Here is a 13701-nt window from a genome sequence, read left to right as displayed (position 1 = left end):
CCTATTGACTATATCGACAACAGTGTTAGACCCTTTAGGGGCATTATCGCAATTCCTGTACCTGTGTAATCTTAGCAGATTCCTTAAAACCTCAAGGGCGCTTCGTGGTTGAAACGGTGTCGCCAGGTGAGCACTAACTATGCGGCAGGCGCCGGAAAACATAAACACCAGTGGAAAGATCGACAGGATCGCTGATCTGACCCGGTTTAAGATGGAATATCTTCTTCAAGCCAGCGGGAAGATACAACGTATCCTTGACCCCCCTCCGAAACCGGTTATCGGGCATGTCTGTGTATTTCTCGATCAGCGTGGTGAAATCGACGCCATCGGCACGGGCCAGACGCACAAGCTTGCGGGCCACTTCAATTGCTCCGTCATGGTCGTAATAGAAGACCCGGTTGAGCCGGGAAAAATCCTTGATTCCAGTGTGACCGATAACGAGAAATTCAAAATTTCCGGGAGAGACTGCGGGCTGATCATTGCCCGGCGCCTTAGATGAATCCAGCGGGGAGGTGGCGTCAGGAATGGTTTTTCTTGCCGCTTCTTTTAGCGCGACCAGGTTTTGCTCGGCTAACCTGTGGGCGCGTTTGGCATTGAATGCCTGGGCTGCCTCGCCTTTACGTACTATTTTGATTTTCCTGAGCAGATCGCCTTGGACTATGTTGTTGGTAATATCGAGACCCGAGACCACTTCACCGAACACGCTGTGGCGGTCTAGCCAGCGCGCCGGAACCTTGGTGATATAAAACTGACTGCCGTTGGTGTTGGGGCCGCGATTGGCCATCGACAGAATACCGGGCTTGTCGTGTGTGAGTTGTGGGTGAAGCTCATCATCGAAAATATATCCTGGCCCCCCCCTGCCTGACCCGCTTGGATCACCGGTCTGGATCATGAACTCCTTGACCGAATGAAAGGTGAGTTCGCGGTAGAGAGGCTGCTGCCTTTTTTCTCCTGTCCCGGGATCCGTCCATTCTGTCGTACCTTCGGCCAGCCCGATGAAATTCATCACCGTCAAAGGCGCCAACTTATAATGGAGTCGTGCGGTGATAACGCCCTTGCCTGTGTGGATTTCGGCGAAAAGCCCTTCGTCTGCGGCATTTGCTGCAGAAAAGCCGGTGATGGCCAACAATGTGGTAAGGATGAGTGCCTGAAAGCTGGGACAAGAGAGGCTACTTTGCATCGAGATAACTCCCACCGATGAGTGAAAAGGACTGGAAGAATAGCCTGCTGCATGGAAAGACTACCAGTCCCATGGCAAAAAAATGCGGGTGCAGCGTGAGCTGCACCCGCCGAATGATTCACTCGCTGAGAATCATCCCTTTATTTTTAGCTTCTGCTTCACTTCATGTTCGAAGCGCAGTCTTTCAGCTTCCTCGAGGATCTCGTTGACCGCACGGTTCAACGGTGCCCAGCCATACCAGTGCATGTAGTCGTTACTGGCATGGTAGGCCCCCTGGAATGCACGCTGCTTGTACTCGAGCACGATCATGAACAGCTCCTGTTCAATGGCCGTCTTGGTGTCATAGTACATCAACAGATCAGGACCATATTCCCAGCCTTCGGGTTTCGTCAGTATGCCGTCCTTGTATAGACCCTGCACTGCGGCAATGCCCTTGGCGAAGACGTGATCGACGTTTTTCAGGACGTCATCTGAGCTCTTGAAGAAGTCATCGACATAGGAGTTGCTGTGGCAGTTGCTGCAGATCAGCTTCATGCGCGTGCGTTCTTCGTTGAACGCCTCAGGACCGCGTGCGATCTCTGCCTGAATGACGGCATCGACGAAACGCTCGGTCGGCTGCAGGTTTGCATCCAGCACGCCAGCGGCCTGCAGAATCAGGGCACGGTCGAAGGTCCACTGCGGGTCGTCATCGAGATCGATGAAATTGCCGCTCGGCAAGGCTGCGGCCAACGAGGTCAACTGCTCCTTCAGGGAGGGGGCAACATCGATCAGGGCAAGCACATTCTCCTTGGTGGGAATACGTAGCCCCAGGAAACCCCAGGGTGTGCGGACTTCGTGGTTGCCGCCGTTCATGTGGCAGGTCTGGCAACTCGGATAGCCGCCATGATTGGAATCATCGGGATTACTCAGGTATCCGATGCCGTGTTTGGATGAGATCCACATCTCCCACTGTGGGTGGTCAAAACCCATATGGCAATTGGAGCAGGCGCGTGGATTGAGCGCCTCGGCCTTGGAGAAGTTGTGCCGCGTATGGCAGGCATCGCACTGGGCGTTACCGTAACGATACTCGCTTGCCTCCTTGCCGCCATCATGCTTGAGTGGCCCGGAGTTGCCCTCCTTGACGCCGAGCAGGCCCTTGGTGCCGAGCTTGTGGCAGCCCGAGCAGCCGCGATAACCCTGCTTGACGATGGATGCCGGCTGATGATGCCAGGCGGCCTGCGTCTTCATGCCATACCAGGCCAGATTGTGCTTGCCTGCCTCGTATTGCTCGACCTGCTCCTTGTGACATACGGTACAGGTTGCAGGCGTCGGCATTTCGGCGAGATTGGCGTCGTCTGACTCATTGTGGGTGTCGCCGTGGCAGTCGTTGCAGCCGACATAGTCAGCGGCGTTGCTCGGATTGCCCATCTTGCTCGACATATGCTGCCGGACGATGCCCGGCGTCTCTTGCACATGGCACTCAATGCATGATTGATCCTTGTGTTCAATCTTTGCGCTGAATAGTTTTTTCTGCGTTTCCTCGGCGAACGCCTGGCCCGAAAAACACAGGCTGCCGATCAAGGCGGTGATGACGATCGCCATGGATCGTATCGGTCTCATGCTCATGACTATACCCCTTCCCGATGACGGTGCGTTGAGAGATGGAAATAGTGAGTGAATCTCTATGCGTCTTAAACAGGTCTCAAATAACGACTCCATTATACTTATAATTCGTGTGGTTTTACTTGATTGGCATCAAAAACCATGAAAAGGCCTGAAGTGATCTGACGCTCTCTTGGGGGGATCCGGATCCCCCATGAGATTCCCGGCGTGAAATTGGGTTGCCGGATAAGTGGACGCTAATCCTCTCCCTGCTCCTTGCCACCACCTTGTGGGGCGTGTTTCAGGATCCGGTCTGCCATACGGGAGAAAGGCAGGCTCTGGATCCAGACGGTGCCGGTACCGGTGAGGGTGGCGAGAAAGATCCCTTCCCCGCCAAAGACCATCGACTTGAGTCCGCCGGACATCTCAATGCTGTAGTCGATGCCGTCGGTGAAGCCCACCAGGCAGCCGGTGTCGATGCGCAGGGTCTCGCCGTTTAGCCGTTTTTCCACAACCGTGCCGCCGGCCTGGATGAAGGCGAGGCCGTCCCCTTCCAGCTTCTGCAGGATGAAGCCTTCGCCGCCAAACAGTCCGGTGCCCAGTTTCTTGTTGAAGGCGATCCCAAGTTTTGTGCCCAATGCGGCACAGAGGAAGGCATCTTTCTGACAGATAATGCGTCCCCCGAGTTGGGACAGGTCGAGAGGCATGACGGTGCCCGGGTAGGGCGCTGCAAAAGCGACACACTGTTTACCCGAGCTGCCGCTGTTGGTGAAGTGGGTGATAAAGACGGATTCGCCGGTGATCATGCGCTTGCCCGCACTGAACATCTTGCCGAAGATGCCCTGGTCCGGATTGGAGCCATCACCCATCTTGGTCTCGAAGCTGATCTGCTGTTCCATGTAGGTCATGGCGCCGGCCTCTGCAATGACTGTCTCTTCTGGGTCGAGTTCAATCTCCACCAGCTGCATGTCGTGGCCGATGATTTTGTAGTCGATTTCGTGGGCTTTCATGGTGGTTTCTCCCGAGGTGCTTCAAACAGGTGTCATGACAGGCAACGTTTGCGGTAGTGCTCAACCCTTGCCGGGTCTTAGGGCGCCTGAGCATGGCAGGTGGATGGGTTTGGGCTTTTTCTTTTTGCGTAGACGCAGTGCGGTCAGTGCGCCGCCCCAGAGGCAACCGGTGTCCAGAGACCAGATCTGGTGTGCCACATGGTAGCCCAGCGTCGACCAGTGGCCAAAAAGGATGCGGTCGTTTCGGCTTGCCCGTTTCGGCATCTCATACCAGGGCAAAAGCTTGCCATGCTGGGAGTTGGGAGAGCCCTTCTCCTGCAGGGCGAGCCTGCCGCCGGGGGTGCAGAAGCGCAGACGGGTGAAGCAGTTGGTGATGAAACGGAGCCGCGCCATGCCGGTCAGGTTAGTGGACCAGAGGTCGGGTTCATTGCCGTACATCTGGCGACAGAACTTGTGGAAATTCGGGCCACGTATTACCGCTTCCAACTCCCCGGCCAGGGCCAGGGCCGTAGGGATGTCCCACTGTGGTGGCAGTCCGGCGTGAACCATGCTGAAGTCCTGCTTGCGGCTATGGTGCATCACCGGCCGGTGTCGCAGCCAGTGAAGCAGTTCATCGCGGTCGGGAGCCTGCAGGACCTTGTCGAGGGTACCGTGTTTGGAGTGACGCCGATTACCCTGGGAGAGTGCCAGCAGGTGCAGGTCGTGGTTGCCCAGCACAGTGATGGCCCGTTTGCCGAGGGATTTGACGAACCGCATCACCTCCAGGGATTTTGGGCCGCGATTGACGATGTCTCCCGCCAGCCAGAGTTTGTCCTTGGATGGATCGAATTCGATGAACTCCAGCAGGCGCTGCAGTTCATCGTAACAACCCTGTATGTCGCCAATGGCGTAGACGGCCAATTAGGATGCCTCCATTCTACTGCTTGTTAACGCTAAGCAGATTTGCCAGCGCCCGGTCGTGGACTCGCTGCAACAGCAGCAGCGCCATGATAGCGCCGATCAGCGCCAGAAACATATCTGTCTGGGTATCCCAGGGGTCGCCCTGGGTGCCGAGAAAGGCCTCTGCCGCCTCACCGCTTGCCAACGCAACCCACCATTCGATCAGTTCATAAAATGCACTGAAGGCGAGGCAGATACTGATCACCGTAAAGGCGAGCCAGCGGCCAGCTTGTAAAGGCGAGCGACGCAGCAGGATCTCTCTGGCCAGGATGGCGGGAATAAACCCCTGCGCCAAGTGGCCGATGCGATCATAGTGGTTGCGGGAGAGATCGAGGCTGTCGCGCAGCGTGTTGAAAAGCGGAACCTCTGCGTAGGTGTAGTAACCACCGATCATAAGAATGACGGCATGCAGCGCAAGCAGGCGATAGAGCAGGGGAGTGAGGGGAAATCGCTGCCAAGTCATCGTAAGCAGGACCAGTCCGATCATCACCGGCACCGTTTCCAGCAGCCAGGTCAGGCGGTCGGCAACAGGATCGAGGCCGCTGAGGATAAGGATCAGCAGAATGCCTGCTCCCAACACCAGGGGTTCGTTTTGAAAAGATGTTCTCATTAAGGGTCCGGAGGCAACAGGGTTTCTAGTGCAGACTGCCCGGTCTGGCCAGAGAAAAAGGGGGGATGGTCGCATCGAAGTGGTTGCCCTGGCTATCCACCATGTCATAGCTGCCCTGCATGCTGCCTGCCGGAGTGTCGAGTATGGTGCCACTGGTATAGCGGAAAGACTCGCCGGGACCGAGGCGGGGCTGTTCGCCCACCACCCCTTCGCCACGCACCTCCTGTACCTTGCCGTTGGCATCGCTGATGACCCAGTGCCGGTTCAACAGACGTGCCGCCTCGGTACCATCGTTACGGATGGTAATGGTGTAGGAGAAGACGTAACGGTTTGTCCTGGGGGTGGATTGGGACTCGACATACTCTGTCTCTACCTGGATGCCAATCTGGTGCGGATTTTTTGAGGTCATTAATTTTGCTGGTTTCATCTAGGGCGCAAAGGCGGGAAATTCTGCCAATGTGCAGTGGAATCAAGTTTTTTGGCGTCTGGCCGATCATCTATTATAAATGGATTATATGGTGTTTGTGATGCGCAAAAAGACTTTTTTTGCCCTGTTTTTTCTCCTGATCTTCCCGGTTTTTGCGGCGGATCAGGCTCAGGAACTGGTGGCAGCCGCGATGAGTGGCCGGGTGGAGACGCTGCACGACCTGCTGGCGCAGGGCGCGGATGCCAACAGCAAAAATGCGGCTGGGCGCCCAGCCCTGCTGCTGGCAGCGTTCAACGGGAACCTGCACAGCGTCCGCGCACTCGTGAGTGCGGGGGCGGATGTCGATCTCGTTGACGCAAAGGGAGCCACCGCACTGATGCAGGCGGCCTCCTTCAATCACCCCAAGGTGGTCACCCTGCTGATCCAGGCGGGATCGGATGTGAATGCCAGGGACCAGGGCGGAAATACGGCTTTGAGTCTTGCCGGCAGGGGAGGACATGGGGCGATGGTGAAGATGCTCACCGCAGCTGGTGCCGTCGAGGTCGCTGAAGAGGGGGATAAAAAGAAATAGCCGGATCCCTTGTGACTTCCAGGAGTGTGAGCTGGAACCATAACCGACTGTTTTTACTTCACACTTTAAACAAAGACTGTCGCCATTCTATGGTGAATGTGACCGGTTTCAAAGCGGCTGTCTACAGACTGAACCATGCTTCGGTCAAGGCAAATGGTGTTTCAGGAGTTTTGTCATGCAATTACAACATCCTCATCGAAAACCCGACTTCTTCTTCGTGCTGGTCATGTTGGTCCTGCTCGGAGTCACTTTAAGCGTCTCCCTGCAGATGCGCTCGGCGGATACGACGGAGATCATGGCTGCGCCGGTGGCGTCCGGGTTCTATCTGAATCAAGGGTAACCTGGTTTTCTGACAAGTTTTTTCTCTGATGTGGTAGATTGCCGCCTGTTTGAAAAACAGGGTTACAGACGATGGCGGAAAAGAGACGTGTTGGCGTAGTTGGGGTGGGTTATCTTGGGCGTTTTCATGCCCTTATCTACTCCAGAATGAGTGATGTGGAACTGGTCGGTGTGGTGGATACCGATCAGGAGACGGCTGATCGGGTGGCGCAAGAAGCCGGATGTGCCGCCTATACCGATTTTCACGAGCTACTGGACAAGGTCGATGCGGTCAGCATCGTGGTTCCCACCTCTCTGCACCTGGACGTCTCCCGTCCCTTCCTTGAAAAAGGCATCCACATGTTGCTGGAGAAGCCGATAGCATCCACTGTCGAGGCGGGAGAAAAGATTGTGGCCTTGGCGAAGGCTTCCGGGTCAGTGCTGCAGATCGGTCATCTGGAGCGTTTCAATGCAGGCGTCATGAAACTTGCGGAGCGGATCAAGAAGCCCCGTTTCATCGAGGCCCACCGCATGGGTGAGTTCGTCGCCCGGGCAACCGATGTCGATGTGGTCTCCGATCTGATGATTCACGATATCGATATCATCCTCTCGCTGGTGGGGTCGGAGATCACCTCCATTGCCGCAGTCGGCACCCCGGTACTGACATCCCATGTGGATATAGCCAACGCCAGGCTTGAGTTTGCCAATGGTACCGTCGCCAACATCATTGCCAGCCGGGTATCGGACAAGACGACGCGCCGTATCCGGGTGTTCGAGGAGAACCGTTACGAATCTCTCGACTTCATCGCGCAGACCATCGATACCGCCCATCCACGACCACAACCTGGTGAGGAGTGGCCCGAGATCGTCACCGAGCGTCTGCAGGTGGAGCCGGTGAAGCCGCTGGACACCGAGCTGCAGGCCTTTATCGATTGCATCAACAGTGGCGAAGTCCCGCTGGTGGATGGGAAGGTCGGCCAGAAGGCGCTGGAAGTGGCGATGCAGGTGAAAGCGAAGATTCTGCAGCCGGGGTGATCTCTCTTTCCCGGTCAAAATGACAATTAATCGGTAGGAGCGGCGCTCCGCCGCGAACGGGCATGGAATCCGAACTTTCGCCGCGAGGGCGCGGCTCCTACACCCTGCGTTTTGCCCCAACCATCTCCACTGCCATGGCGACAGCCGCCTGTAGACTGCCGATCCCCGCCTGACCGCTTCCCGCCAGATCGAGAGCGGTGCCGTGATCCACGGAGGTGCGGATGATGGGCAGACCCAGTGTGACATTGACCGCCCTGCCGAACCCCAGGTGTTTGAGCACCGGCAGGCCCTGGTCGTGATACATGGTGAGCACGGCGTCTGCCTGTTGCAGATACTTGGGTGTGAAGAGGGTGTCAGCGGGCAGCGGGCCGGTGAGGTTTATGCCCCTCTGCCGCAGCCGGTCGATGGTCGGCTCGATGACCTCTATCTCCTCCCGCCCAAGGTGGCCGCCCTCCCCGGCGTGGGGATTGAGGCCGCAGACGAGTATGCGGGGATCTGTCAGACCAAAGTGCCGACGCAGGTCGTTATGCAGAATATGGATGACCCGTTCGAGCCGTTGGGATGTGATCTGGCGGCTGACCTCGCTCAGCGGCAGGTGGGTGGTGACGAGAGCCACCCGCAGGCCTTTGGTCACAAGCATCATCACCGGGTGTGCCTGGGTGAGTTCAGCGAGAAACTCGGTATGCCCGGTGAATGTGTGTCCGGCATCGTTGATGACGCCTTTATGCACCGGGCCGGTGACCAGCGCATCGAAGTTGCCGTTCAGGCACCCTTCGGTTGCCAGGCGCAGGGTGTCGAGGACATAACCGGCGTTGGCCGGATTGAGCCTGCCGCACTGCTCTGCGGCAGCGAGCGGAACCGGCAGGATGCGGAGACTGCCCGGTTCCGCTTCTACGGCATCATGCGGGATCAACGTCAGCGGCAGCCCCAGTTGTTCGGCGCGCCGCTCCAGCAGTCCAGGGTCGGCGATGGTGACAACCGGGGCTGTCAGCGGCCCCTGGGCCAACATCACGCATAGATCCGGCCCGACCCCGGCGGGTTCGCCAGGGGTCAGGGCGATGCGTAACGCCTTCAACCCGGTTCCTGCTCCAGATGTATCTCCACGTAGGCCTCGTCGCGCAGACGGCGCAACCAGAGGTCGGTGGCCTCCTCCGCCTTCTGTTTGCGGATCGCCTTGCGTGCGTTGGTGCGTATCACCTCTTCGGTATTGTCGTGCTTGCGGCGCTCCAGCACCTGCACGATATGCCAGCCGAATTGAGTCTGAAAAGGGTGGCTGATCCCGCCGGGTTCCAGGGTGTCCATCTGTTTTTCAAATTGCGGCACCATGTCACCGGGGCTGGTCCATCCCAGGTCGCCGCCCTTGATGGCGGATGCCTTGTCATTGGAATGCGAGCGTGCCAGCGTGCCGAAGTCCTCCTCATTCTCCAGGCGGGTTCGCAGGGTCTCCAGACTGTGGCGAGCCTCGGAATCCGAGACGATTTCATTGGTGTTGATCAGGATGTGGCGGGCGTGTGTCTGGGTGATCAGATGGCGTTTTGCACCTTTTGTCTCCAGCAGTTTGACGATGTGGAAACCGGAGGCGTTACGTATCGGATCACTGATATCTCCCGGCTCCATATTATCCACCACCTGAGTGAAGATGGAGGGAACACGGGCTGCCTCGATCCAGCCCAGGTCACCGCCTTCCAGTGCTTGACGACCATCGGATTCCCGCACGGCCGCCTCGCCGAAATCGGCACCTTCCCGCAACTGGACGACCAGCTCCTCCGAGCGCTTTTTAGCGGCCTGGACATCCTCCGGTGCTGCGCCTTCCGGGGTGGCGATAAGGATATGCTGCAGAAGCAGGGCGGAGCGTTGCCGGTTTCCCCCGGCTTCGCGGGCGAGAAAGTTGCGGATGTCCTGGTCGGTGACCACGATGCGATTGATCACCTCTTTCTGCTTCAGCCGGTTGATGATGATGTCCCGGCGCAGTTTCTCGCGGAAAAGGGTGAAATTGATGCCGTCCGACTCAAGGGTGTCTCGGAGTTCTCCCAGGGTGATGTTGTTGCGTTTGGCGATGTTGGAGATGGTTTTCGACAGGGTGGCGTCATCCACGCCGACGCCGAGTTGCTTTGCCGCCTGCATCTGCAGACGCTTGCTTATCATGCGCTCCAACACCTGCCGTTCCAGGATGCTCCTTGCTGGCAAACCGGTGCCTTTCTCCAGCAGTTGGGCGGCCAGTTCGCGGGTGCTGCTGTCGAGTTCGCTGCGGGCGATAATATCTTCGTTCACCACGGCTACGATTTGGTCGAGTTCCTCGACGGCGGCGCTGAGTGGCAGTGTGCTCAAGAGCAACAGCAGAGTAGCTAGCAGTTGCAGGGGTCTAAAGAATGACTGCATGAAATCTAATTTCCCGATTGATAACCGTAGATGGATTCTTCCAGGGTGTCCTGAATGTTGTCACCCAGTGCGCCCAGTCCAGTGAGTTCCAGTTGTATCATGAAACTGGTGTCCGCTGCCGCGTCGGCATCCGTGACATAACGCTGTAACAGTGCCCGCAGCTTCCAGCAACAGTGTCCTGAATACTCCATTCCCAGGATCTGGTTCATGTCCCGTTCAAACAGCAATGAATGTTTCCAGACACCCAGCAGGGTGTATTTATGACCGATGGGCCAATAGGCCGAGACGTTGATATCTTCAATGCTCTCGCGGGTGTAGTTGTAATCAAAATTGAGCAGTTGCCCGGCAGAGGTATTGTAGCGCAGTGCGAACTTGCCTTTGTCCATGCGGCCGCCTTCCAGATGCGGATCCCAACGCAGGGTGGCGGAACTGCTCCAGTTGCTGTTCAACCGGGAGGAGAGTTCCGCCACCACCGACGAGGTTGTGGTTGCGGTAACGTCCGTGCCATTGAGTTGCACCTTGCGATCTTCGAAATAGAGTATCTGACCGAGACTGGCGCGAAATCGTTCCCGGCCGCTGTCGCTCTCCAGCAAACGTGAGGTGAGCGCCAGTGTGATCTGATTGGCATCGCCGATGCGGTCTCGGCCACTGAATCGGTTGTCCCGGAACAGGCTGGAGAAGGTGAAGTCGAGCTCGGATGAATCGAAATTTGGTGTGTCGCTCTGATCCTCGTAAGGGGCGTAGAGGTAGTGGAGACGTGGCTCCAGCGTGTGGGTGGCGGCACTGCCGAACCAGTTACTGTCCCGTTCGAGGATCAGGCCGCTGTCCAGGCTCAGGGTGGGCACCATCCGGCTTGGGGCGGAATTATCCCCCGCGTCCGTATTGCTGAGCTGATAATTGGCGTAGTTGAGACCGACTCTGGGGGTCACATGGCCCCAGGAGCGCCGCAGTGGCAGGCTCAGATAGGGCGAGATGGCGACCCGGTGTCCCCGTACCTGCTCGACGTGGTCGAAATAGACATATTCGGCCTCCAGTGACAGATCGAGTCCCGTTTCGTCCAAGCTGTGCTCATAACTGGCGAGCAGTTGCGGCAGCCGGCTGTAGGGATAGTCGATGCGGGCGATATCCTTGTCCACGGTCTGGAAATTCTGCAGGCGGCCCAACAGTGACCAATCGCCGTTGGTGTAGCTGATATCGCCCCGCTGTTCGATATGCCGACTGCTGGTGATGGCGAGCCCCTTGCCGAAGTCGGTCAGATACTCTTTGTCGCTCACATAACCTGCGTCGATGGTGGTGGTCAGTCCTGGGGCCAGCCAACTGTTGTGGCGCATATTGAACGCGCCGCGGGTGGAGGGGCGGTCGTTGTCGGCGTCTCCATCGTTGGGCAGGATCTCACCGGTGAAGTTGCCTTTCTGGTTTTCACTGAGAAAGCGGAACTCGCCACCCAGCATCAGGCCCCGCTTGCTCATCAGACGGGGGGTGATGGTTGCGTCGTAGTCGGGCGCCAGGTTCAGATAGTAGGGGATGGAGAACTCACCGCCGCCGCGGCTGGATGAACCTATGGCAGGCAGCAGGAAGCCCGATTTGCGCCGGTCGTCCACCGGGAAGCTGAAGTAGGGGGTATAGAAGACAGGGACGCCGCCGAATCGCAGCTTGGCATTGCGCGCCACGCCCCAGCCCTCGTCCATATTGATATCGAGCGTCTCGGCCTCGATATTCCAGTCGCCGGCGCCAGGGCGGCAGGTGGTGTAGGAGACATCCTCGTAATGGGAGAGTGTCTTCGACTCTATATCCACCCGGCTGGCGCTGCCTCTGGCGTTGCGTTCCGGCAGGCGGAATTCCGTCTCCGTGAGCCAGCCGTTATTGTTGTCCAGATCCATCTGCCCCTCTTTGCCGCCGACCCTGAGTCCCGGTTTCTCAAGATAGATGTTGCCGTCGAGTTCGAGCAGTCGGGTGTCCCGCTGATAATAGGCGTGATCGGCTTCAAGATAGTGGTCGTCCTGTCTGACCTGCACGCCGCCAAAAAAATAAGTGCGGTTATTGAGCTGATCCAACTCCGCGGCATCCGCTTCGACCTGGGTGCTGCCGGGTTGACCCGCTTCCAAGGGCAGGGGCGTGGATTCGTGGGCGGTGGCAGGATCGCAGTATTCCCAGTTCAGTCCCTGGTCGATACGCAGGTTCTCGCCGTCATTGTCGGCTGCCAGGGTCGGGGCGGCAATCAGCAGGAGGGGAACCGGCCAGATGCGAAGGTGTCGGAGACTCAGTCGATTCATGTCTTTTGTTGGGGTTGTGATGCCTTGTGGTTGGTGACTGAGCTGTCGCGCGGCATAAAATCGCATAGAATCGTCTAATCTTCAATTCCTCTGATTGCTGGAAACCATTGTGGCATCTTCTTTGCGCCGTACACTGCTGACCTTTTTGATCCTGTTGCTGACTGTTTTTGTGGTGATGGCACTGTGGCGTACCCGTCCTCAGCCGGAAGTGGTTTTGAAAAAGCCCCAGGTTACACGAGTAGAGGTGGTGCAGGCGGTGGCCCGGGATATCAACCCCCTGGTGCGGCAGACCGGCCTGCTGCGCCCCTGGCGTGTGGCCTCTCTGCGATTCGAGGTGAAAGGGGATCTGGTGGAGCGGCTGGTCGAGCCGGGGCAGAAGGTTGAACACGGCCAGTTGCTGCTGCGGCTGGACGATGCGGACTACCGGGATGCGGTAACCGAGAACGAAGCCCGTCTCACCGAGACCCGTGCGGCTATCCGGCGTGACCGCTCCCTGCTGGGATTGGCCAAGGAGAACCGCAAACTGGCGGAGCAGGAGTATCGGCGCCTGGTGAAACTGGGGGAGGGTTCTCTCTCCTCCGCCTCCACCCGTGGCAGCGCTCGCCAACAACTGCTCAAACTGTCGAGTGACGAGGCACGGCTGGCCTTCAGTATCGAGAGCAGTCAGGCCCGGCTGGTACGGGAGGAGGCGGCCCTGAAACGGGCGCAACGTAATCTGCAGCGAACCCGGTTGCTCGCGCCTTTCGATGGTCTGATCAACCGGGTCGAGGCGGAGGTGGGTGACTATCTGCAGACCAGTGGCCGTGTGGTGGAGTTGATTCAGGGTGAATTCCTCGAACTCTATGTCGAGGTGAGTGGCGACGTGGCGGCGGCCCTGACGATGGGTCAGAAGTTGATCATAAAGATTGATGGCGCCGAGCTGGAGGGTGAACTGACGGCACTGCAGCCGGATCCTGAAGCCAAGACCCATACTCATCCGTTGCAGATCCGTCTCCCCGCAGATGGTCTGCTGCCAGGCATGCTGGGAGAGGTGTTGCTGCCTCTGGAACCCCGCAACGGCGCACTGGTCGTACCGCCGGCGGCACTGCTGCGCGAAGAGGGGCTGGCCTATGTCTTCGTGGTTGACGCTGGGCGGCTGCAGCGGCGTGCGGTGGTGCCGGGCATTCGCTACAACGGTCTGCAGGTGATTCTCTCCGGTCTGGCTGAGGGGGAGCCGCTGGTGGCACGGGATGTGGAGGTGCTGAGTGACGGGATCAAGGTAACGGTTGAGGCAGTGGAGTCCGGTCGGTGATCGAGTTCTCCATCCGCAACCCACTGATCGTCAACCTGCTGCTGGCGATCATTCTGCTGGCCGGAGTGCTCTCCTGGTATGCCATGC

General features: G+C 58.0%; 13 protein-coding genes. 4 read left to right on the top strand and 9 right to left on the bottom strand.

Annotated features, from left to right (window positions below):
- Positions 1-133 precede the first annotated feature (133 nt).
- From G9Q73_RS16360 to apaG, 6 genes are all read right to left on the bottom strand, one after another.
- Positions 134-1180, bottom strand: coding sequence for a peptidylprolyl isomerase (locus G9Q73_RS16360; protein WP_177420723.1), 1047 nt, complete (start codon positions 1178-1180; stop codon positions 134-136).
- A gap of 132 nt (positions 1181-1312) precedes the next feature.
- Positions 1313-2779, bottom strand: coding sequence for a multiheme c-type cytochrome (locus G9Q73_RS16355; protein WP_246345333.1), 1467 nt, complete (start codon positions 2777-2779; stop codon positions 1313-1315).
- A 239-nt stretch (positions 2780-3018) separates the two neighbouring features.
- Positions 3019-3771, bottom strand: coding sequence for a TIGR00266 family protein (locus tag G9Q73_RS16350; protein ID WP_177420722.1), 753 nt, complete (start codon positions 3769-3771; stop codon positions 3019-3021).
- 60 nt (positions 3772-3831) lie between these two features.
- The gene (locus G9Q73_RS16345; protein WP_177420721.1) at positions 3832-4671 is read right to left on the bottom strand and encodes a symmetrical bis(5'-nucleosyl)-tetraphosphatase; all 840 of its coding nucleotides are present in this window, start codon (positions 4669-4671) and stop codon (positions 3832-3834) included.
- A gap of 16 nt (positions 4672-4687) precedes the next feature.
- Positions 4688-5320, bottom strand: a complete 633-nt coding sequence (locus tag G9Q73_RS16340; RefSeq protein ID WP_177420720.1) for a DUF2238 domain-containing protein — start codon at positions 5318-5320, stop codon at positions 4688-4690.
- A gap of 25 nt (positions 5321-5345) precedes the next feature.
- Positions 5346-5729 (bottom strand): Co2+/Mg2+ efflux facilitator ApaG/CorD, encoded by a 384-nt coding sequence (gene apaG / locus G9Q73_RS16335; RefSeq protein WP_177420719.1) that lies wholly within the window; start codon positions 5727-5729, stop codon positions 5346-5348.
- A 118-nt stretch (positions 5730-5847) separates the two neighbouring features.
- Here apaG and G9Q73_RS16330 point away from each other — a divergent pair, with 118 nt between their 5' ends.
- From G9Q73_RS16330 to G9Q73_RS16320, 3 genes are all read left to right on the top strand, one after another.
- Complete coding sequence (locus G9Q73_RS16330) at positions 5848-6318, top strand: ankyrin repeat domain-containing protein (protein WP_246345331.1); 471 nt, start codon at positions 5848-5850, stop codon at positions 6316-6318.
- 175 nt (positions 6319-6493) lie between these two features.
- Positions 6494-6658, top strand: a complete 165-nt coding sequence (locus G9Q73_RS16325; RefSeq protein WP_177420717.1) for a hypothetical protein — start codon at positions 6494-6496, stop codon at positions 6656-6658.
- Between the two features lie 71 nt (positions 6659-6729).
- A complete protein-coding gene (locus G9Q73_RS16320) occupies positions 6730-7671 on the top strand; it encodes a Gfo/Idh/MocA family protein (protein WP_177420716.1) in 942 nt (313 codons plus the stop codon).
- 97 nt (positions 7672-7768) lie between these two features.
- Here the strand turns inward: G9Q73_RS16320 and pdxA are convergent, their stop codons facing one another.
- The 3 genes from pdxA to G9Q73_RS16305 are packed head-to-tail and all read right to left on the bottom strand — an operon-like array spanning position 7769 to position 12323.
- Positions 7769-8746 carry a 4-hydroxythreonine-4-phosphate dehydrogenase PdxA gene (pdxA, locus tag G9Q73_RS16315; RefSeq protein ID WP_304956615.1) on the bottom strand — a complete coding sequence of 326 codons (978 nt, stop codon included), beginning with the start codon at positions 8744-8746 and terminating at the stop codon, positions 7769-7771.
- On the bottom strand, positions 8743-10050 hold the full coding sequence (locus G9Q73_RS16310; protein WP_177420715.1) for a peptidylprolyl isomerase: 1308 nt from the start codon (positions 10048-10050) through the stop codon (positions 8743-8745). Before G9Q73_RS16310 ends, pdxA begins: the two co-directional genes overlap by 4 nt.
- Positions 10051-10055: 5 nt before the next feature.
- Positions 10056-12323, bottom strand: coding sequence for an LPS-assembly protein LptD (locus G9Q73_RS16305; protein ID WP_177420714.1), 2268 nt, complete (start codon positions 12321-12323; stop codon positions 10056-10058).
- Between the two features lie 109 nt (positions 12324-12432).
- Here G9Q73_RS16305 and G9Q73_RS16300 point away from each other — a divergent pair, with 109 nt between their 5' ends.
- Positions 12433-13614 (top strand): efflux RND transporter periplasmic adaptor subunit, encoded by a 1182-nt coding sequence (locus tag G9Q73_RS16300; protein WP_177420713.1) that lies wholly within the window; start codon positions 12433-12435, stop codon positions 13612-13614.
- The last annotated feature ends 87 nt before the right edge of the window (positions 13615-13701 follow it).

The organism is endosymbiont of Lamellibrachia barhami (assembly GCF_011947365.2).
Taxonomy (GTDB): Bacteria; Pseudomonadota; Gammaproteobacteria; order Chromatiales; family Chromatiaceae; genus QGON01.
The sequence above is the reverse complement of the archived record's forward strand: the minus strand, read 5'-3'. Positions and strand labels throughout refer to the sequence as shown.